General features: G+C 40.5%; 17 protein-coding genes. 4 read left to right on the top strand and 13 right to left on the bottom strand.

Annotated features, from left to right (window positions below):
- Positions 1-92 precede the first annotated feature (92 nt).
- From ACFFRD_RS26000 to ACFFRD_RS25970, 7 genes are all read right to left on the bottom strand, one after another.
- Positions 93-1,070, bottom strand: a complete 978-nt coding sequence (locus tag ACFFRD_RS26000) for a hypothetical protein (protein WP_334809767.1) — start codon at positions 1,068-1,070, stop codon at positions 93-95.
- A 154-nt stretch (positions 1,071-1,224) separates the two neighbouring features.
- Complete coding sequence (locus ACFFRD_RS25995) at positions 1,225-2,403, bottom strand: MFS transporter (protein ID WP_392478377.1); 1,179 nt, start codon at positions 2,401-2,403, stop codon at positions 1,225-1,227.
- Between the two features lie 915 nt (positions 2,404-3,318).
- Positions 3,319-4,125 (bottom strand): hypothetical protein, encoded by an 807-nt coding sequence (locus tag ACFFRD_RS25990; protein WP_392478376.1) that lies wholly within the window; start codon positions 4,123-4,125, stop codon positions 3,319-3,321.
- Positions 4,126-4,797: 672 nt separating this feature from the next.
- Positions 4,798-7,470 (bottom strand): beta strand repeat-containing protein, encoded by a 2,673-nt coding sequence (locus tag ACFFRD_RS25985; protein WP_392478375.1) that lies wholly within the window; start codon positions 7,468-7,470, stop codon positions 4,798-4,800.
- Between the two features lie 800 nt (positions 7,471-8,270).
- On the bottom strand, positions 8,271-10,034 hold the full coding sequence (locus tag ACFFRD_RS25980) for a Rieske (2Fe-2S) protein (RefSeq protein ID WP_392478373.1): 1,764 nt from the start codon (positions 10,032-10,034) through the stop codon (positions 8,271-8,273).
- Between the two features lie 157 nt (positions 10,035-10,191).
- Positions 10,192-10,572 carry a hypothetical protein gene (locus ACFFRD_RS25975; protein WP_392478371.1) on the bottom strand — a complete coding sequence of 127 codons (381 nt, stop codon included), beginning with the start codon at positions 10,570-10,572 and terminating at the stop codon, positions 10,192-10,194.
- 85 nt (positions 10,573-10,657) lie between these two features.
- Positions 10,658-11,602: a M48 family peptidase gene (locus ACFFRD_RS25970; protein WP_392478370.1), complete on the bottom strand. Its 945-nt coding sequence runs from the start codon at positions 11,600-11,602 to the stop codon at positions 10,658-10,660.
- 627 nt (positions 11,603-12,229) lie between these two features.
- On the opposite strand from ACFFRD_RS25970, the gene ACFFRD_RS25965 reads away from it, so the two are divergent.
- From ACFFRD_RS25965 to ACFFRD_RS25955, 3 genes are all read left to right on the top strand, one after another.
- Entirely contained in the window at positions 12,230-13,018 is a 789-nt protein-coding gene (locus ACFFRD_RS25965; protein ID WP_392478368.1) for a tryptophan-rich sensory protein, read from the top strand.
- Positions 13,019-13,361: 343 nt separating this feature from the next.
- Positions 13,362-13,607 carry a hypothetical protein gene (locus ACFFRD_RS25960; protein ID WP_012408119.1) on the top strand — a complete coding sequence of 82 codons (246 nt, stop codon included), beginning with the start codon at positions 13,362-13,364 and terminating at the stop codon, positions 13,605-13,607.
- Positions 13,588-13,878, top strand: a complete 291-nt coding sequence (locus tag ACFFRD_RS25955; RefSeq protein WP_163932549.1) for a hypothetical protein — start codon at positions 13,588-13,590, stop codon at positions 13,876-13,878. The genes ACFFRD_RS25960 and ACFFRD_RS25955 overlap by 20 nt, the downstream gene beginning before the upstream one ends.
- A 280-nt stretch (positions 13,879-14,158) precedes the next feature.
- On the opposite strand, the gene ACFFRD_RS25950 is transcribed toward ACFFRD_RS25955, so the two are convergent.
- Positions 14,159-15,370 carry a glycosyltransferase family 4 protein gene (locus ACFFRD_RS25950; protein ID WP_392483167.1) on the bottom strand — a complete coding sequence of 404 codons (1,212 nt, stop codon included), beginning with the start codon at positions 15,368-15,370 and terminating at the stop codon, positions 14,159-14,161.
- 753 nt (positions 15,371-16,123) lie between these two features.
- Between ACFFRD_RS25950 and ACFFRD_RS25945 the strand changes: the two genes are divergently transcribed.
- Positions 16,124-17,794 (top strand): MBL fold metallo-hydrolase, encoded by a 1,671-nt coding sequence (locus ACFFRD_RS25945; RefSeq protein WP_392478367.1) that lies wholly within the window; start codon positions 16,124-16,126, stop codon positions 17,792-17,794.
- Positions 17,795-17,961: 167 nt separating this feature from the next.
- Here the strand turns inward: ACFFRD_RS25945 and ACFFRD_RS25940 are convergent, their stop codons facing one another.
- The 5 genes from ACFFRD_RS25940 to ACFFRD_RS25920 form a co-directional block, all read right to left on the bottom strand.
- Positions 17,962-18,273, bottom strand: a complete 312-nt coding sequence (locus tag ACFFRD_RS25940; protein WP_012408115.1) for a DUF6679 family protein — start codon at positions 18,271-18,273, stop codon at positions 17,962-17,964.
- Between the two features lie 602 nt (positions 18,274-18,875).
- Positions 18,876-19,094, bottom strand: a complete 219-nt coding sequence (locus tag ACFFRD_RS25935; RefSeq protein ID WP_114084135.1) for a hypothetical protein — start codon at positions 19,092-19,094, stop codon at positions 18,876-18,878.
- Between the two features lie 258 nt (positions 19,095-19,352).
- Positions 19,353-20,141, bottom strand: a complete 789-nt coding sequence (locus ACFFRD_RS25930) for a Nif3-like dinuclear metal center hexameric protein (RefSeq protein WP_392478365.1) — start codon at positions 20,139-20,141, stop codon at positions 19,353-19,355.
- A gap of 31 nt (positions 20,142-20,172) precedes the next feature.
- Positions 20,173-20,922: a hypothetical protein gene (locus ACFFRD_RS25925; protein WP_392478363.1), complete on the bottom strand. Its 750-nt coding sequence runs from the start codon at positions 20,920-20,922 to the stop codon at positions 20,173-20,175.
- A 425-nt stretch (positions 20,923-21,347) separates the two neighbouring features.
- On the bottom strand, positions 21,348-21,761 hold the full coding sequence (locus ACFFRD_RS25920) for a secondary thiamine-phosphate synthase enzyme YjbQ (RefSeq protein WP_392478360.1): 414 nt from the start codon (positions 21,759-21,761) through the stop codon (positions 21,348-21,350).
- Between the last annotated feature and the right edge of the window lie 211 nt (positions 21,762-21,972).

Genomic DNA, 21,972 nt, shown 5'->3' with positions numbered 1-21,972 from the left:
TGACTGAAGTCCTGATTTTGCTCGCGTAGCGTCTTGGAGAAAGGACTAAAGTCTTTACTACAAACATATCAAATATTTTAACGGGTATCAGATTACGTCTTGATAGGTACACGAGAAATTGTCCATAACACGATCAAAAAGATTAAGTAAATTGCGCCAACCAGCCCAAACTCAATCAGAGGAATATAGGTTACTTCGTAAATTCTGCCCAAGCCGCGTTCAGTAAGTCCATAAACGACCATTACACTGACTAAAAAGGCTGCGTAGATAGTACGTTTAGTCCAGATACCAACAGGTAGACCGTGGAGTTGGGTAAGTACTAAAATGCCAAGAAAACCAAAGAGAAATGTTGGCCACTTGCTTTGTCCTAGCATCAAAGATACAACTACACTATGTAAAACCACTGTAATTTCTAAAGTGAATGTCCACCAACGGTTGACATGGGCGCGGTTAAAGATCAACGACGATTGGAGCAGAAGCAAGAACATATAGAGAAAACCAATTAAGTGCCCTACAGTTGCTTCCATTGGATGATACCAGAAGGTGTAGATGGCGGCGAAGGAGAAAAAGTAGCCGTGGTACAGCTTGATAATTTGCAAAAACTGTTGATGGAATGGAACAGAATTGCCAAAAAACAAACCGCGTCGAGGTGTTTCTAAAATCAGTACGAACACCAGTAACAGTACAACTGCACCTTGAGAAGCCCAAATTGAAGTATCTTGAGCGAGAGCATCGTACCAAATATAGGTCTGGAGGAAGTGTAAAGCGATAAATATACCATTGATGGCAAGCATGAGGTAATTTATCGGGTGCAGGGCTGATTTGTATTTCAACTGCGATCGCTGCGCCCACAAGATACACGCCCAGATGCTAAACTGATGCCCAATGTACATACCCCAAGCTGTCGTTCGACTCCAAAAGGTTGGTTGGGGAAGCTTCCAGTAGTACCAGTTTAATCCTTGGTCAGGAAGTTTGATTATGCTTGCAGGAATGCTCCCACCGATCCAAATTGCGTAGGTTAGGAGGATGCTTACAAAGATGCCTAAAAATAATACTCGGCGACCTGTCATATTATTAATTCGTAGTTCGTAATTCGTAATTCGTAATGTTTAATAGCAAGGGGAGAATAACCTCCTCAAAGTTCTCCTTTTTAAGGAGCATTTAGGAGAATCTAAAGTTTTGGATACATCAGCAATAACTTTAGATCCTTTAAGACTTGGATTGTCAGGCTATACGTTCTTTGTTTGATTCAGATGCACTTTTAGTAACTCGTAAACTAAGAAACAAAGCTACAATCATTACTAAAAATCCGCTCAAAAAAGGAGAATCACTCCCAAATTTCATAAAACTAATCCCTGCCCAAATTGGCCCAACGATGCGTGCTAAGGCAGAACAAGAACTGGCAATTCCTAATATTTGTCCTTGCTCTTCTGGGGCAGTCATCTGGGAAATTAGGCTATTCAATATTGGTTGACTAACACTAATTCCCCATGCCACAAGTGTAGTAGCAACCAACAATAAACTTAAGCTTTGTGAGAATCCAATTAGCAGTAATCCTAAACCTAACCCTAATATCCCCAATGTCAGTAATTTGATTTCACCAAAGTTTTTCTTGAGGAATCCGATTAGTCCTCCTTGAACGATTGTGCTAACAATCCCCATGAAAGCAAAAAGATAACTAGTTTGTTGAGGGCCCCAGTTTAATTGCTGCTTAGACCATAAAGCTAATGTAGAGTCCATAGCTGCAACTGCAAAGGTAACAAAAAAGTAGATGCCTACAAGCACACAAAACTGTGGACGCTGTGACAGTTGTAATAAGTTCAGCCGTCGCCGGCGGTGGCGATTAGCTTGCATTTTGGCTTTAGTTTCAGAATTTAGAGATTCAGGAAGTAACATCAAAGCACAAAGCAATGCGAATAAAGATAATCCACCTGAGAACAACGACGGTAAATGAAAGTTAGCGTTGTCTGGATCTGACCCGATGAGAAGACCTCCAATAGCTGGGCCAAGAATGAAGCCAAGACCAAAAGCTGCTCCGATTATGCCCATACCACGGGCTCGATTAGCTGGCGTAGTAATATCTGCGATGTATGCCTGAGCAGTACTAATATTTCCTGCCATAATTCCTGCAAGACTACGAGCAAGAAACAACATCCATAATGAGTTAGCTAAACCTAAGCCTGTGTATGCTATTACAGAACCGAATAAGGTCAGTAATAAAACCGGACGACGACCGTAGCGATCGCTAAATCTGCCCCATAGTGGTGCAAATAAGAACTGCATTAAAGAATAAATAGCCACAAGTAGAGTGGCTTCATTAGGTTTTGCGCCGAATTGTTCAGCATACAAAGGCAGTATCGGCAGAATAATTCCGAAGCCCAGCAGGTCTATAAATACAGTCAAAAATAAGACCAATATAGGCCTGCTATTATTTTTGCTCTCCATAGTGCAATTCCCTTTTTTAAAAAATATATGTAACTCGGATTGATTTTATGCACAGCAGGGAATGCTCAATCGTAAAGACCCATTGAATGCAATCAGTAATCAGTTCAAGCAAAATGCGTGTATTTGAGCGTGGTTGAGCGAAATAGCGTGGAATAAACCCATTATGAAAATTAAGCCAGTAATACTACTAATAAAAGCAACTACGATCTCGTGCTTCCGTATAGCTTTTTGTATCTTAGCTTCTATGATGTGTTCGACTTCTTTGTATGACATTGACTTTAATTTGGCTAAAGATCAAAATGTTGCGGAACTTACGTCTGATAGAAGTTGGAGTATGTCTGGAACTTCAAACTTCTTCAATCACGAGCTATTTCGACGCTGTATGAGCATCAAAATAAGTCGTATTGATCGTGACGTTAACGAGTATTGCTAACATCATTCGTAATTACAATCAGTGCTAGATGATTTCCGTAAAATAAATTACCTGATCGGCCTATTGAGCAGGGTAAAGGCATCTAAAGTATAATAATCCTTTAATAGCAAGGGTTTTGGCTTTTTTTGAGTTAGCCTATTTTTCGTCAATATCCTTATACAGCAGGAATTTCTGAAATCCCGTGCGATCGCCCTGATCTATTGAGTTAGTTGTGATTCCCTAATGGGAAAATGACTGTTTGATCTGGTAATTTCTTATTCAAAAATCTCCTTAGCTCTGGACTAATGACTGATAGCGACACGAGAAAGCGAGTCCACGTACTCATTGCTACGGGGATTTTACTACTCAAAGTGCCTCGGAAAGAGTATGTTGCAGACCACCCAATCAGAGATTTTGGTGTGGGCTACTGTACCCTCTTCCAAATTACGAATTAGAATTAATTATTTGGCTAAGTTACGTTGGCGTAGCTTCAAAACAGCACCAGAAACACCAAAAGCTAATATTGCCAAGGTATAAGTCGATTCGGGAACTGCAAGAATACTTACCTGATTAATGGCCAAACCGAATTGGGGAGCAGAACTACTAAAAACTAGTCGTGAGATGTTTGGAGTGTCACTACGAACTCCCAAGAACACTGCCGAATTATCTAATGCTAAGGACGAAATATTTGGAACTGAGAAACTAGCCAACAGGTTATTGGTGCTATCAAAAGCGTTGAGAAAAGTTTCAATTTTCAATTTACTACTGTCTATAGCTATCTGAGCCCCAGCGCCGAAAACAGGCTGGGCAAAACTAATTGTTAAAGGTTCACCGTTACCCTTAGTACCAGGATCAGGAGTACCAGGAGGAAGAGGGATAAAACCTGTTGGATCTATACCTCCAAAGAGAATAAAATCACCTAAAGCAAAGTTACTCCGAATTCCAGGGGAAGGTAAAGTTTGAAAAACAAACGGTGGAGTAACCCGAGGATTATTAGTTGGAGCTATATTTATATCTAACCCTAAACCACCTTGGGATGTTGTTGAGAAAGAATTAGGTAAAAAAACAGAAAAGTCAGGAGCAGAGGGATTGAATACTTTACCCAAACTTCCCCAACTGACTTGATCGTTGCCTTCTAAACCTGCACGTTCCGTTACTAAAAATGTAGCTGCATTAACTGGTAATGGGAGAATCGTGACTATACCTGTAATTACGGTTAAATATTTTACAGACAGCTTCTTGAATAATTGATTGATTGTAAATTGCACCAAGCTCACTCCTTAATTTTGTAGAATAATATCATTAAAATAGGATAATTCAACACCAAAAATTAAACAGTATGTTTTTCATGGCAAACGCATCGAATTTATAAAACTCTTACTAAATAAGGCTTTTAGCTAGAAAATAGCCTAAACTATCAAACGCTAACCCCCTTGCTGTTAAAGGATTATTATACCTTAGATGCGTTTACCATAGTGTGTTGGGTCGAGAGATTTGAAGCAACTGCCATATTCAATGAATATGTTGCAAAAACTTTTGGTTTTCCAGTATTTTTCGCACCAAATTATTAGTTAAACATCAAAATCTAGCTTTAAAATCTAGCTTCGAATACCTAACTAATAGAAAAGCGTAAAATTTTAAAAGATAACGCCTGTTTTTGCCGTACAGCAATATTTTCAGGTTTCTAGCAGATTGATTTAGGATATAAAGTACTGAATAACCAAATTTTTTGAGGGCTAGCTGGTGAGAGTTGACACAATTCATACTTTTACCAGCCCAACCTCATTCTGTTTTTGCAACATAACTTTTATCCTGGGGTACAGAGACAATTACTCGTGTCTGTACTACTCTCAATTTGTTATGTGTAAACTAATAGTCAGTGCTTCCACAACAAAGGGCAAAAAGCTTTAACTTGTCATGGAGATATAACCCGTAGAACTTTACACTAATTGAATACTCACATTGGATGAGAGATTTTCAATGAAGGCGAATTGATTACCTAAGAAAGACAAGTTACCACTAGAGTTGTCATACGTAAAGTCTCCACTGTTAGTAGTACCAAACCCTGCTTTAGAAACTTGGATTACGTCACTCTGACCAAAGGTGTAATCTTTGATAATGTCAATAGCATCACTTAAGCTATTGAAGATAAACTTATCTGCACCAAAACCACCGGTGAGAATATCGTTACCTTGCCCACCGATGATGGTGTCATTACCGAAGCCACCGGAGATAGTGTCATTACCATCTCTACCTTCTAATCGGTTATTTTGGCTATCGCCAGTAATGCTGTCACTTGCATTTGTACCGATGAGATTATCAAAGTTGAGTACATTAAATGTTATTGTCCCCAGACTAGGAACATTAAGGGCAGAGATAGTTTGCTCCTGTAAGTTAGCGATGACAGATACACCAGCAACAGATTGAGAGGAATCTATGGTGTTATTAGCAACGCTAGCATCAGCAATAACTGTTTCTACTTTAAATACTGTGTCTGTTCCGAAGCCGCCAGCCTTGGTGATTTGTCCTACACCTGATAGGGTGATGGCTTTGCCTAGTTTGCTGTAGTCTGCTGTATCCAAACCATCTCCACCATTAATGCTGTCGTTACCCCGACTGCCCTTGAAAGTATCATCGCCTGCACCACCTATCAATGTGTCATTGCCATCTCCACCATCAATCAGGTCGTTGCCATCTCTACCATCAATTAGGTCATTCCCAGCAAGACCAGATAACTGGTTATTTTGGCCGTCGCCCTTAAGGGAGTCATTGTTAATTGTGCCAATGACATTGGCAAAGTTAACTACATTAAATGTTAATGTTCCCAAACCAGGAACATTAAGGGCAGAGATGGTTTGGGCTTCTAAGTCAGCAACAGCAGCGACCCCAGCCAAAGATTGAGATGCATCTATAGTGTTGTTAGCAACACTAGCATCAGCGATTACCCTATCTACTTTAAAGACTGTATCTGTTCCGAAACCGCCAGCTTTAGTAATTGTCCCTACACCTGAGAGGGTAATTTTCTTGCCTAAGCTACTGTAATCTGCTGTATCAAAGCCATCACCACCATTAATGCTGTCGTCACCTTGACTGCCTCTAAATGTGTCATTGCCGCCATTGCCTGTTAATTTATTATTTTGGCGATCGCCAGCAATGAAGTCATCTCCATTTGTGCCGATTACATCGTCAAAGTTAACTACAGTAAATGGTAATGTCCCTAGACCAGGAACGTTATTAGCTGTCAATGTTTGGCTTTGTAGGTTAACTGTGATTGATACACCAGCTAAAGATGCTTCCGCATCTATAGTGTTATTGGCAACAGTAGAATCAGCAATAATCTTTTCTACATTCAATAGTTGGTCTTGTCCTAATCCACCAGCTTTAGTAACTGTCCCTACACCTGAGAGGGTAATAGTTTGACCTAGTTTGCTGTAGTCTGCGGTATCTGTACCGACTCCACCATCAATATTGTCATTGCCCTGACTACCCTTAAAGGTGTCATTACCATTACCACCAAACAACGTATCACTGCCTTCACCACCATCAATGATGTCATTGCCACCTTTACCATCAATCAGGTCATTACCAGCAAGACCAGATAACTGGTTATTTTGACCATCGCCCTTAAGGGTGTCATCGTTAATTGTGCCGATAACGTTGTCAAAGTTAACTACATTAAATGTTAATGTTCCTAAACCAGGAACGTTAAGAGCAGAGATGGTTTGGGCTTCTAAGTCGGCAACAGCAGCTACTCCAGACAAAGATTGAGAGGCATCTATAGTATTGTTGGCAACACTAGCATCAGCAACAACCTTATCTACTTTCAAGAGTTGGTCTTGGCCCAATCCACCAGCTTTGATAACTGTCCCTACACCTGAGAGGGTAATAGTTTTACCTAATTTGCTGTAGTCTGCTGTATCAAAGCCAGCCCCACCATCAATGTTGTCGTTACCCTGACCACCCTTAAAGGTGTCATCGCCATCTCCACCGAACAATGTATCATTGCCATCTCCACCATCAATCAGGTCATTGCCACCTCTACCATCAATCAGGTCGTTGCCAGCTAGACCAGTTAATTGGTTATTTTGGCTGTCGCCTTTAAGGGTGTCATCATTAATCGTGCCGATAACGTTGTCAAAGTTGACTACATTAAATGTCAATGTTCCCAAACCAGGAACGTTAAGAGCAGAGATGGTTTGGGCTTCTAAGTCAGCAACAGCAGCTACCCCAGGCAAAGATTGAGAGGCATCTATAGTGTTGTTGGCAACAGTCGCATCTGCAATCACCCTATCTACTTTAAAGACTGTATCTGTTCCAAAACCCCCAGCTTTGGTAATTGTTCCTACACCTGAGAGGGTAATGTTTTTGCCTAAGTTGCTGTAGTCTGCGGTATCAAAGCCATCACCACCATCAATGCTGTCGTCACCTCGACTGCCCTTGAATGTATCATTGCCGCCATTACCAGCCAAAGTATCGTTGCCATCTCCACCATCAATGATGTCATTTCCAAGGTCCCCGGAGATGTTGTCATTGCCTGCACGACCAGAAATCTGATCGTCACCACTAGTACCCACCAAAAAGTCATTGTTAGGAGTACCAACAATAATGGACATAATGTATAACCTTTATAGTTTTGCAGATCAAATTTATTTGATCGTTGTAATACTCGCATAATACAATGATCGCAATTATAAATTTCTGATGAAATAAGCCTAAATATAATTAATCCTGTTTTATATCTCTGGCGAAATAAAAATACTACTCACTCTGAAATTATTAAAACCTCTTTAAGGCTCTCAAAAATGCCGACACAAAAGTGTTGCAATTTTTGAAACCCAATTAGATACAAAACTTATCATCTGTACAACATCATCATGATATGTAACGAAAATAGGCTGTTCCAGAATATCCTTATAAGAGCGAATAAGCCTTCTTTAGCGGCAAGCAATGCTGTGCCCCTATGAAAAATGTCGTTTTTCAACTTCTCTATATTTGGTATATCTTGCCAATGAGTAATTCTTAAAATACGTTTTTTAATCAAGATATATTTCACATTGCGCTTAATCTATTTTTTGAAATTGATTTAGGATTGCTATAGCTGTTAGTTATTATCAAAAAACTGTTGTAATAAATTTCCTAGATTTTAATAATCAGTGATTATTTTGACTTGATATTACCTCTTGTAATAGAAAGCAGAGTGGGGGAAATGAGGAGGATGAGGGAGATCAAGATAATAACTCCCAACTCCCAACTCCCTATTCTATTTTTCAATTACTAGAATCATTGGATCTGTTATCATCAGCATTTTGTTTGATAATTACTGATGAATGTTGATGAGCGTTCGTCGTACCCCTACGAGGAAGCAAGCTACGCGCAGCGTTTCCGACTCAGAGCAAACGCATCTAATTTTCGGTCACGATTCCTCAAATAAGCGATCGCCCTGATGTAAACGTTCCGCAATTTGATAAGTTTGCCCTTGAGATCGCATTGTCGGAGAATGAGCGGCTAAATACCGAGATGCAGCCACTAGTATATGAATTCCAGCCGAAGTTTGACCGAGGTAAGAATACTGACGAAAAGCGGCTTCTATTTCTTGAATGACATGAAAATCACGGTTTTCTCGTAGCATCAATTTTCCCAGTCTTGCCATCAGTTTTTCAGCACTACCACCACTGTATAAATAGTTAGCAACTAATTGCCCTGTCTGGTTTACTTGTTGCTGACGGTTTAATAAATCTGGTAGCTGCTGGAGTAATTGTTCGGGATTTTCCACAGTGTCTTTAGGTTCTGGCAGGCGTGCTGGTGGGACATTCAAAAAACGATTTAAATACACACTCATCGCTGCATCAAACACACCTCTTAGCACTTCGACTGTTGGTACTCTTCGTAAAGCTTGATGTACGGCATTTGCAAACGTAAATGGATGGTGGGCTGAATTCCAATCTCCAAAGTCATTATTGGTGTGGAAGCGAGCTACTCGTAATGCTGCTGCATAAGTAACTACACCAGCTAATTGTTCTTCAGTACAACCTGCTTCTAGTGCATTCAACAGCGAGTCTGCGATCGCTTGTGGGTCTTCACCTAATAAAATTGGTATTAGTTCATCTGGTTGTAACCAACTTCCTTGTCGAGATTTGCCCACACTTAATGCAGTCGGTAATTGCTCAAAAGCCGACTCTAATATTGCCACCAAATCTACAGGGTAGCGCCAAGAATTGGATTCTTCCATGCGGGAGGCATTGGCTAAACCCGAAACTAGGCTAGCCAGAATTGATTCTGCTGCTTGCCAAGCTATAGCATCAAGTGCTTCTAATGCTTTATTGATAAAATCAAGCGTATGCCCAACATCAAGATAGCGACGATCCGTAGCAGCAGAGAACAGCATATCTGCTATTTGCTTTGAATTAGCTCCTGAACGAATAGCAGAGACTAAACATCTTTGTGCCGCTTCAGCATCCCGCACCTGAACAAATTGGCGAAACCAGTTTTTGAGAGTCGCAAAATCTACTTTAGAGTTGGGTAATGGGTGAACGACAAACTCTGGTGGCGCACCTGCACTATCATTAGCTACTGCTGACAGTCCGTGGAATAAAGCACTGGGTTTGTCTTCTACATCGAGATAAGGTAGTAGATTCATCATACAGGTATGGATAGTCAAACCTGTACTCCAACCTGCTTTGTTATAACGAGTGCCAAATTCTAGCCCCATGAGAAATGGTTCTACCGGATTCACCCCTATATCTAAGAGTGCAAGCGTTGATTTCGCAATCACTAAAGAAATATTCTGCTCTAAACCGTCTTGCAGACGTTGGGAGTGGTGGCTATGAGGGTTAACTAGTGGCGCTAAATTTACCCAAACTTCACCATCACGGATTTCTACTGGGAAACAAGGAACATCATCTGCCCACGAGTCAAACGTTCCACCACTAGCAAGATCAAAGCGGGCATAATGCCAAGGACATGTAACAATACCATCTTTGCAAGTGCTTCCTTGTAAGGGAAAGCCCATGTGAGGACAACGGTTATCAATTGCATAAACTGTATTGTTTGAATAAAACAAAGCAATGGTATGCTTTTCCTTGTGGACTAATAAACTGCCTGCTGCCTGAACTTCTGCAAGTTGAGCAACACGGATATAATCGTCTGTTTTCGTTGCACCTTCAAATATTTGAGTCATTTAATTGCACATAGGTAAATGTCAAAACCCTTATTTCTACTCTGACAAAGTTTTTCAGGTTTGAGCATTTGTGCATTCTAATTTTTGTTAACTTTAGAATCAGTAGTAAGGCCTACAGCAACCCCTTCGCTTAAGGCTGCTTTCTACTCTATTTCAGTTATGTATTTTTTGAAGTTGTTAATACAGTTTGCTTTTCCAGCAAAGTTTGTAAATCTACAATCAGATTCTCTCCATTTCGCCGCGCCTCCCATAAACCAGAGTAGCGAGAGCCAATGCTCCACTTTCCTTGCATATAATCTTCATTTTCTGAGACTGTACCTGTGTATGTAACTGGTGAAGGCGAAGTTATTAAATAAAGCTTTGTAAAGCTGATATTACGTCCAATTACCTCACCGCTAACAGTCGCTTCTCCTAAATAGTTATCATCCAAAATAGAACCCTTGAGAACATTTCCACTTTGCACAAAAGTTGCTTCAAATCGACTTGGCATTTCATCTTGCCAGTAAGTTCCTAACCAATTACCATTTATGTCCGCCATAGGAGTTTACAGTAATTTATGTTTTTTAATCTATATTACTATTTTGTATAGCGTTAACGTGCTATAAAATATTGACTCAACATATTTACGGTCTTGGGCTAGATGCCAACTTTTTCAGCCACACAGATGCTTCTTTGTACAACTTGAACCTGCTTTCATATACACGAAACTCTTTTGTATGAACCATTCTTCTGCCCTGAACCCACTTTATACCGTGGTACTTGTGCAGCAATTCGTGATATAAAACGAATTCAGCAACAAACTCCGGTATATTGGCATCGTCAAGAGTTAAACTTATCACCACACGATCTCTAGCTGTCTCATAATGTCCGAACTTACGGTAAGTGTTAATTTGGCTCCATGCAAGGCGTGGTTTGACAAGATTTGCCGCAAAATATTCGTGGTTCAGTTTATCAAATAAATGATGTAGGTTATAAAATTTACCTTGTGCATTTCCTGCAATTACTTCAGCAATTAAATCAAGTTCCAGTAGTACATTACTGTATTCTGATGAACTGGCAAACGACCTAATAAGTCGTGTACTATCTTGGCTATTCCCCAAAAGGGCAGATTTCATTACCGCCTGTAAAACTTCTTCTGACGCATTAATAAAACCTTCATTAATCACGATTTTAGCAAAGTTACTAGACTTTTTACCCTTGTATAAGAGTGCAAGATTAGTGAATTCAATCATTAATTCGACTGATTCTTGACCATGTGTACTGAGGATTTCTTTAGCGATTTGCCGCACATAATAAGTTCTTTGCAGATGAAGTTTCAGATTGCATTCATCTGTCAAGAACTTCATCCAGGAGTATATTTGGCGGGATGAACTAGTCAGGTTGGCAGGTGTTACTTGCTGCTGGAAACATATTTTTTCAATTGTTGTCACTGATTTTACTAAAGTCTCGGTTATTTGTTGTATGTGAGCAGCATTTGGGGTTGGAGTTGAAGATAAATCGAAAATCTTTTGTAAGATAATATTTTGTTGTATTTTGATGTTTTTTATACTAATGCTCTCAATGCTCATCTTATTTGTATAAATCGAATTAGTTAGCAAGTTATCTAATTTAATATATTAAAAAATGAGCCTTCCAGATGAATTGAGTGTACCAAAATGTTGACTTGCTCGATATCTGACTTTTACCCTTAAGTCTTCAAAGGCTAGAAGACAATATTATGGCAACTGGTTGAGCAACTTTTGTAAACTATCTTTGCACCAAGTCAAAGCTATGGAGAGTATTGTGCTTATAATAAGTTACAGCTAATTCTAGCTATATAAGTGCAGATCATAGTGCTTCAAACGTGTGTATCGCTTTCTTTACGCATCAAAGGCGACACGAACAACTAAATTTTATCGGCAACGCAATAGTCTCTATTCTTATTGCTAATATGCTTAATCCGCGATCGCATCGCATATTGTTCAAATTGTCACTGTAACCATCAGTCTGCCGCAGAACAAGCCCAAAGGCTTGATTTAACTTTCTGCGATCGCAGTTTTAGTATTTGGTTTTAAAATCATACAGTTGCCGAAAGTTCAGGGTTTATGTAACCTTAAAACCAAGAGATCAGCCATGAGTATAAATACTCATCTTGGTCAACGAATCACAGAGCAAACTTATGGTTACAGTCACAAAAAGATAACAGTTAACATCCTATGCAGCAGTCCACAAGAGGCAATTACCGGGATTTTTGGCGACAGCTTGTTACGTTGGCTGCAATCTTTGGTGCTTTCGTTATCAACGTACTATCGAACGTTTTTCCGCTCAATGGACTTAGTATAGGGGAAATTTCCAATACTTTATTTAAAAATGTCCTGATTATTCCTGCCAATTACGCCTTTGCTATCTGGGGGCTAATTTACCTTGGGTTGTTTGCTTTTGGAATATACCAAGCTTTACCTAACCAACGAGATGAGTCTGATTTACGTAAGACAGGTTATCTCTTGGTGATTGCGTGTGTTGCTCAAAGTATTTGGGTATATCTGTTTTTGTCTAGGCTTTTTGCTCTTTCTGTGATTGCAATGCTTTTGATTCTGTTGCCCTTGATTGGTGTTTATGTACAGTTAGAAATTGGCAAATCGCGTGTACCTAGGCTGAAAAAATGGTGTCTTCATTTTCCGATCAGCATTTATCTAGGCTGGATTAGCGTGGCGACCATTGTCAATATAGCGTGTGCCTTGTATTTTCACGGGTGGAACGGTTGGGGAATTTCTGCGATAACATGGACTCTCATCATGGCATTGATAGCAACAGCAGTTGCAGCAGTTATAGTTATCCAGCGTCGAGACATCGCTTATGCAGGAGTAATACTCTGGGCACTAGTAGCAATCGCACTCAAACACTCTGATAACTCAATACTCAGAAATACCGTGTTTGTTTTAGCAATTGTCCTAGTTTTGACCGCTACGATTAAAAGCTTACGCCCCCAACAAGAAAATATTTAACTGCGATCGCCTACCTGCCCACCGTAGGCTCACGCCCCAGGCATATCTCACATTTCCTCGCTTGTGTTCTGGCAAGCGCTTTCGCCTTTAATAAGTATTTATACGTGTTAAGGCAAATATTGGCTTGTCTTTGACATTAAGTGAATGCCAATGTATTTTAGTGTAGCGATCGCACTTAGATCGGAATTGTTAAGCTTTCAGTCTTGTTTGGATAATTTTCGATACATTACCGCAAATGCGCTGATACTTTATTTTCCCCTCTTCATAAATTCCGCAAAAACACCGTTACGCTATTTGTACTTGTGATCAAAACTAAGAACATCCAGTTTATTAGGGCGTGTTTATGACCAACCCTGTAACGACGGTTATCCAAGTCAATCTGGAGATGGCTCTAGAGGTAGCTCAAGAATTGGAGCAAGCTCCATACACTCAACTCGGTGCTTATTGTTTAGAGATTTTACGGGAAATAGGATGTCCTGGTACCGAACTCCCAGTTAACTTACAAACTCGCGATCAGCAACTAAACTTTATCACAGGCTTTGCATCTTATGCTTTTGGGGAGGTACAAAGTGTACAGAGCATTAATTGAAGACATTTTCTACGATCCCGAAGAGACAGAAGAGATAGAAGAGACTACTTTTCCCGCCACAGATAAAGATTTGTTGATTTTAACAGAAAGATTTTTAGCGTTTGAAATTCCTTCAAAGGTTTTCTTACAAGCTATAGCCATTGCTGATTATGACGGTGCTGCTGCTTTCCGCTACGTTGATAGTTATTTGAATACTCTCAAGAATAAGAATAAGCGCAAGCATAAAAAATTACTTGTTTTAGGTGCTTCTACTAGGTTTGATAATAATTGACGTGTTTCTTTACAAGCTAACTAACAACCAATACGATTTAGATCACATATTTTGCCCAACCGATGCAGAGACGTTGCATTGCAATGTCTCTGCGTACATTTGTTACAGACCGATAAGAAAAAACAATTAGAATTTATCTACTAAGCTGTTACGCATATAAGAAAGCACATCAACTGGTGAGGTTGTCCTTTGTCATTTGTGCTTTGTCTTTGGTAACACACAAATGACTAATGACTAATGACGGTCTACACGGAAAATAGTGCAATATGTTGTAAGCGCGTTAGCTTAGACAAACTTGTTCATAGCTTTTACCTGCGATATCCCAAGTAAAATCTGTTTCTACCAGATGTCTACCGTTATGAGACAATTCTGCACGCAGATGTGGCTGATCGAAGAGTTGACTAATAGCGGTGATGTACTCCGTTGGTGTATTTGCTCGTAATGCCCGTAATGGATGACTAACGCCATCTACAGCTAATCCTTCTAAGCCGCGATCGCTAGCTACTATAGGTACACCAGCTGCCATTGCTTCTAAAGTTTTATTTTTAATGCCAAACCCAGTTCGCATGGGTACAACACAGATGGTACATTTATGCAAGTATTCTACCATTGAAGGCACACGCCCAATTACATTAATTCCTGGTTTTTGATCGAGTGCTAAAACTTCTGGCACTGGATGAGAACCGACGATATCGAAAATTGTATCAGGATAAAGTTTTTGGATTGCTGGCAAGACTTCGTTGCTGAAGAAGCAGACAGCATCAATGTTTGCCAAATTATCCATTGCGCCGATAAAAATTAAGCGATGTCCTCCTGGATCGGTGCTACGGTTGGGGAAAGAAACTAAATCTACACCATTGGGAATAACTGTAATTTCACTATTGGGGTTAAATTCTTGTAGTTGAATTTTATCTTCTTCTGTTGTCGCTACAATTGCCGAAAACTTACCACAGTAATTTTGCTCATAACGCCGCAGAAGCGGTAGATTAATTTTGTCTCTCAGGGAATTTTCTGAAATGCCTGTGGTTAGTTGGTTGCGACAGGTAGCGTAAACAGAACTATGAACATTCACTATGGTTTTTAGCTGTTTCTGAAAATGCGATCGCACATAAATTTCATTGACGCTATGTTCGCAGGTAATTACATCACATTTCCCTGCTTCCACCCAGCTATCAACCCATCTTTGCATCTCAAGTGAGTAGCGGTTAAGTACGCTTGGCGGTGTCCCTTGTTGCAAAAATCGACCAAATCGCTGTATTTTCTTCAATATTCCAGTGCTTCCAGAATCTGAAGGGCGTTCAAAAATGGCTAGATGATCCACACAATTGCGTAATTCTGCTACTTCTGCATCTGTCACATCGCCCTCGCGTTGAGTAGCGAGGGTAACAGTATGGCGTTGACTCAGGTATTTCAGTAAATGAAATGTCCTGACTTGGGTTCCCCCGCGCGTTGGTGGGTAGGGAAAGGTAGAAGATAGCATTAAGATGTTCATATCAGTCATGAATCAAATGTGATATGTACACCATGACCTCATTAGAGTCTGTATGTCATCATTTGATTTACAGTAGCTTTCAAATCAATAGACAATGCGTAGACCTCTCTTTAAATCCAGTACTACGCCGAAAACAGTGAACATTTTAGTTTAAATCAGATGGATGGACAGGTGAACCGAAAAGTTCTACAATCTGACTGATTGTGGTAAAGTTACCTATTGCCCAATCCACATAACCATAGTAAAGATTTTCTAGTGATCCGGTTTGATTGCGGAAGCACTAAATTAAGATAAGAAAGTCTTGAGTAAGGGGCAGCAAACAAATGGATGTAAAGCTGATTCTAGCTGGATTAACAGTTATCTTCACGCTTTCGTGCTTATTCTTTGGCACGAAAAACGGATTCTATGATTCAGATAACTATCACGGCAATGGTTCCGCACATTGAGATAAATCTGTAGAGGCTTGGGCGACTTTCCGTAGGGTGAGTTTGCTAACAGCTCTCAGAAGTTGCAAAGGTAAAACACACAAGAGGCAAACTCCTTTAGCTCCTAGTTTGATGGCTTTTCGTTAGCCCACCTTTCCGAACCAGTGCGGGTTCGGCTGAGGCGTCCTCCCCAATCAAAAATCTGTATTCTCAGGGTGTAGGGGCGCACGCTAAAACTTACCCCTAAGTCACAAAACCAAAACTTGTGTAACGTAATTTTTGGCTTTTGGGATATGTCCATGATGATGAGGTTGGAGGGGAGGACAGTATGAGGGATAATCTGTCGGCATCTTCTAGCGTAGATGCTGCGGAACTGGGTACTGAATTAGAATGTTTGCCCTATAGTGTCCAGCATCACGATGAGGGCGTTTGTTTATTGGTAAAGATGGGGCCACACCGCATCCTGTTAGACTGTGGTATGGAAGATATTTCATCGCTGGCTAAGGGGCTTACTAAGTCGGAACGTGCATCTAGTTCGCCCCTACCAGCAGATTTAGTTTTGATTAGCCACGCCCACCCAGATCACTCCAGAGGCTTGCTGGCACTACATAAAGCTTTTCCTAAGTTACCTATCTATGGTAGCGAAGTAACCAGCAAGTTACTGCCACTGAATTGGCTAGACCAAGATGCTGAGGAAATTTCCAAATTTTGTCATGCTTTGCCGTTGCGATCACCTGTGGAATTTCAAGATGGTTTAGTCGCAGAATTATTTCCCGCCGGGCATCTACCAGGGGCAGTGGCCATTCTCCTTACCTACACCACCAAGCAGCGTACTTACAAATTACTCTATACAGGGGATTTTTTCTTATCAAATTCCCGGCTGGTAGAAGGTTTGCGTTTAGAGGAACTGCGGGGCTTAGACTTGGATGTGCTGATCATTGAAGGCAGTTATGGCACATCCCGTCATCCTCACCGCCGCAACCAGGAAAATCAACTAGCAGAGCGAATTAATCGGGCGATCGCTGACCATTGTTCTGTAATCCTTCCCACTCCTGCTTTAGGATTGGGTCAAGAGATGCTAATGCTGTTACGCTCTCATCACCATTTCACCGGAAGAGATTTAGATATCTGGGTGGATGGTGCTGTGGCTACTGGCTGCGATGCTTACCTAGAACTGTTACCCCACCTCCCCCCATCTGTGCAAAACTTCGCCCGCCATCAACCCTTATTTTGGGATGAACGGGTACGTCCTCGCGTGCGTCGTTTACAAGCAGAACATCGTCCCACAGTGGGCAAGTCACCTTGTATAGTTCTCACCGACTCTACATCTGATTTAGGCAAACACTGCCAACTAGACACCGGCCCTTGGCTGATCCTTCTTCCAGAAAAAATTGATATAAAAGTTAATAAAGAATATTTAGCACCCACTACTGTTGAAAGCTATCTATTAGCGCAACATAGTGATGGCCCTGGTACTACGCAGCTAATTCATAATTTGCGACCCCAGCACGTCATTTTTGTCCACGGTTCTCCTGCTTACTTAGCAGACCTGACTAGCTTGGAAGAGTTGCAAAACCGCTACCATATACATTCTCCAGCAGCTAACACCTTAGTAGAACTGCCTATCGGCGACACATTCTTACAACCAGCAGCACCAGAGACTAACTACGAAGGCGAACTGACAGAGTTAGGAACAGTAATCACAATTACCCTACCCAATATGATTACTGCCGATCCGCGTTGGCGCCAATTTGCCGATACTGGTTTAATCGAAGCTCGTTGGCAAGGGGAAGAACTAGTCTTAAGGGGATTGTCTCAACGAGAACTTCTTAGCCAAAATAGCGATCGCTATACATGGACCGATGTCGACTGTTGTGGTACTTGCCGACATCAAAGGGGACAGAGGTGTTGGAACCCAGCTTCGCCGTTGTATAACTTTAAGGTAACTCTCGAAGGTTACTGTCCTGCTTTTGAAGGTTTATCTAGTGCTGAGTCCTGAGTTAGGATTTATGACTTAGAACTCGGCACTAGGCACCAGTGGCTTTTCGCTTGATGCTAGGCTCTCCCTTTGGGGTAAGGGGAGAGCCTAGCGAATCAGCTGGCAGAATCAGAAACCAGTCACCTCTAACGAGAAACCTGTTTTTAGTACTGGCTCCTCAACACTGATTATTCTGGATTCGAGTCAGTGTAACGGTTGTGGATGCGTTCGGCTTCGGGACAGTCTTCAGTCATCAGGGGTTCCACATTTCCGCGTGGCACTGAAGCCAGTTTTTGCGTTACAGCACCAATGCTCTCGAGGCGAACCATTTCTTCCCAAGAACAAACTTCGTCCTCTTCTTCTGTTTCATAGCGTAGGGTCACTAAATCTCCCTCTATGTCGATGATGCGGGCGCGTTCAATCCAGCGTTGCTGGTCCCGCAAGAAAACACATACCTCGCGCCCATCGCAACAGAGTTGATAAATCTTGCGGTGTAGCATGTACTGTTTCTGCCTTTTTAAACAACGTAGTTAAACCTGTCAAAATCTGGGTTCTACCCCATTACATTACACCTTTGGGAGGCTAATTTCACCGTTGAGCACAAGTACGCTTTATCACTCAATGCCAAAATTTGCCTGTAGTTGTCAAAATATTGGGAAATATTGGGCAATAAATCATGAGTTGCTCTGGCAATGAATTCAATCTCCTTTCAGATTATTCTAAGGAACGTCTGCTTCATAGAAGTCAAACAATTCGGAATCTGTCCTAATCAGGTTCATATTTCTTGGTGAGTCATTCTTACCATTATGTAATAAATAATACTCCAAAACAATCGTTGATTGCGGTTGTTTAATCTGCCTACTTTTACTCATTGGCATTGCTGGGAAGTCCGGGGACTCGGCTTTACTTTTACCCACTTGTATCTGATCTTAACTCATTCTCTTGCTGACCTTGATGGTTTTCAGCAACAACACCCAAAGAGTTTTGAATTTTTAAGGTTTTTTGCCTGATGATGGGTAAAAAAGGGCAAGAGAATGGAATATTGAGTGAGCATAAATACTTGCAACGAGCTTTTCTCGCTTCCTCTGGTTCTTTTGGAGGATCAGGAAGATTTATGTGGTAGGGGAAATTCTATAAGCAAGTTCGATGAGGATGCTTCTCGTTTAATTCTACCTGCACGAACTGCGTCATATAGGGCTGCAAGGTCTGGCAAATCCTCTGACTGATAGCATTTTGTAGCTAGCACTTGCTGGAGTAAACCCTCAGATTCAACACTAAGATATCCAGTTTGGAAAGCAGATTCAACGATTGTGCGAATCATCTTGGTTAGGACAGAGTAAACAATTTGTTACATCAAGTGTGGAACATTTTTTTCTGCGACTGGTTGATATGGAACATGAATATTATGTGATTATAGTTACACGTAAACAGTGATCCGTATCACAGAAATGGTATTAAATACAAGATTTAGATGAGAATAATGGGGGTATACGGTGAGATTTTAATACAAAGATATTTAGCATTAATCTTGGTAAGCTAAATAGTTTGACAATATTAAAATGTAGTGAAACATAAGCAATCAAGCAAAAAACTGGCGGAAATCTTCATCCTTTTGGCTTAATTGCACCCAGTCTAGGTTTAGGGACTGGAATTTTTGCACCAAGCGATCGCAAGCCGGACGTTCGGTAGCATAATGTCCCGCATCTATTAAAATAAGATTGCGGTCGCGGCTTTCTTGAAACTGATGAAACTTACAGTCAGAAGTCAGATAAGCCTGGGCACCAGTTTTGGCGACGGCTGAAATGTAACCAGCCCCCGAACCACCCAAAACAGCAACTCGTGAAATTATTTGCTGTAAGTCAGTAGTTGGGGAAAAAATCAAATTAGGGGGAGCAAGCCGGGTTTGAATAGCTGCGAGTAATTCCTGTAGTGTCAAAGATGGCTCTAGCAAACCAACACGACCATATCCTAATCCTACTTGTGTTGGTACTATGGGAGTAACTTGCTTGAGTTCTAAAATTTGAGCTAATACATCAGCTGTACCATCCTGCACTTGGTCGAAATTGGTGTGAGCGCTGTAAATACCAATATTGTGGGTAAAAGCTAACCGTACCATTTCTGCGATCGCTTCACCAGTGCGTAAAGATTTGAGAGGATTAAAAATCAAGGGATGATGGGCGAATATCAGATTAGCATTTTCTGCGATCGCTTCTTGCATTACTGCCAAAGTCGGTGTCAAACAAACCAAAACCCGTACTTTTTCCTGCAACACTCCTGGTTCAATCTGCCAGCCGCAATTATCCCAGCTTTCACACCAAGCGGGATTTGCCCATGTTTCAAACCAAGTAATTAAGTCAGCAATTTTCATAATTATTTTCTTCAGCAATTTTTAATTGCTATCAGTGTTTCTGTGGTTGAATATTTAATTTTAATGCTAATTCCTGGCGCATTTCTTGGAAAGGTTTGTTCCATACTGGGCTAGCATTCCAGTTCCACACTGCTACTGGGATAAGTTGCTCTTCAGCTAGATAAGTGAGTAGACGATATTCGTCTTCTGGTTCACGAGAAAAAGTGAAGGGATTCCGGTAGCCTGTATCACATAGTTTATAAGATACGACCTGACCATGATTAATCCTTTGTACAAGTTCCTTACCTTTGGCGAGTAAATAGTCCAAAAAAACCAGACTAAAAGGCTCTATATATGCGCGTTTTTGTGGTTCTTTTTGTACCCACCTCGCCCACTCAAACCCATAAATAAAATCGTGAACATAACGAAAGCGAATTTCTGTTTTAGTTCCGAACATTTCTATCAGAGAAACCATCTTTTCAGCAAAAATTTTGAGGAAAGGAATAGCGCCTTCATTTGCTGCTAAAGCCTGCCTAAGCATACTACTAACCAGAAAATCAAAATCCCAAAATATGTTTTCTGGGAAGTTTTGTAACTGGGTACAGACTATGATTTCGAGAGTTTCCTGAAGATTTGTAAGAAGTTCAATATCAGTGTTTTGCTCAGTAATTAAATTTTCCAACTCAGTAAAGCTGGTAATTAGTTTCTTTTGGGGATTAAGTGATAATAAATTAATAGACTGTTGGGCAAGGATTTCATCAATATATTGGAAAGTATGAGTTGGTGTCAGTTCTTGCTTCATAGTAATTGAAATAACCCAAACAGCTTACACTAATTATTAGTCTATATCGAAATAAGTAAATTATTAAATAAGGAAAAACAAACTTAACTTTTAAGTTAACAAATTGACACCAATTATTTAATATATTATGTCTAATTAATTCCGCATCAATAATTTTGCAATGAAAATTATAGGATTATTATTTGATTTCTGAAAAAACTAGGTATTTAGGGGGTGTCTTAGAACGGAGTTCCTAACGCACCATTATCGAAGGTTGGGTGCATTACTACGTATCTTTTCAGAAATCAAACCGGATTCCTGTATCACGACGAAATTTGTTTAATGTATATTACCGCAAGTTTATGAAATTATATCCAAAGGGCAGTAGAATAACTAGAGTATTTAAACTCTACAAAACTCAACCTTAAATCAAACTTGAAAATCAGCTATCCAGAAATGTGGATAACCAATTCTCTTAAATGACTGTGCTGGCGATGTTCCCAAATATAAATTCCCTGCCAAGTTCCCAGTACTAGATGACCTCGATTAATGGGGATTTGTTCAGAAGTGTGGGTAAGTGCAGTACGAATGTGTGCTGGCATATCATCGGGGCCTTCTGCATCGTGGATATATTTGCCTGATTCTGGGACAAGTTTTGCCATAAAATTGGCTAAATCCACAAGAACATCAGAATCAGCATTTTCTTGAATAACTAAACTGGCTGAAGTGTGGCGCAAAAATAAAGTACAAAGACCAGTTTCAACCCCCGATTCTGCGACTGCGGCTTCAATTTTAGCGGTGATGTTGTAAAAAGATTTGGCAGTAGTGGAAATTTTTAGTAACTTTTGGTAGTGAGTCATTTAAAACAGTAATGATTGATGATAGTAAAAGCTAATTAGCCGTTCAATCTGCTTGATGTTATGTTGTGTTATCGTTGCTTTATCGTTAGATAGAGTATATCTTCTCTTAAAAAGGCTTAACACCGAAATCTTTGAGCAAATCGCGGATGATCGGTGTAGCAAGAAGATTGTGAGACAATATAATGTTATCTAGGTTTGACCCTGGCAATTC

Source organism: Nostoc sp. C110, assembly GCF_043099725.1.
Lineage (GTDB): Bacteria > Cyanobacteriota > Cyanobacteriia > Cyanobacteriales > Nostocaceae > Nostoc > Nostoc muscorum_A.
The sequence above is the reverse complement of the archived record's forward strand: the minus strand, read 5'-3'. Positions and strand labels throughout refer to the sequence as shown.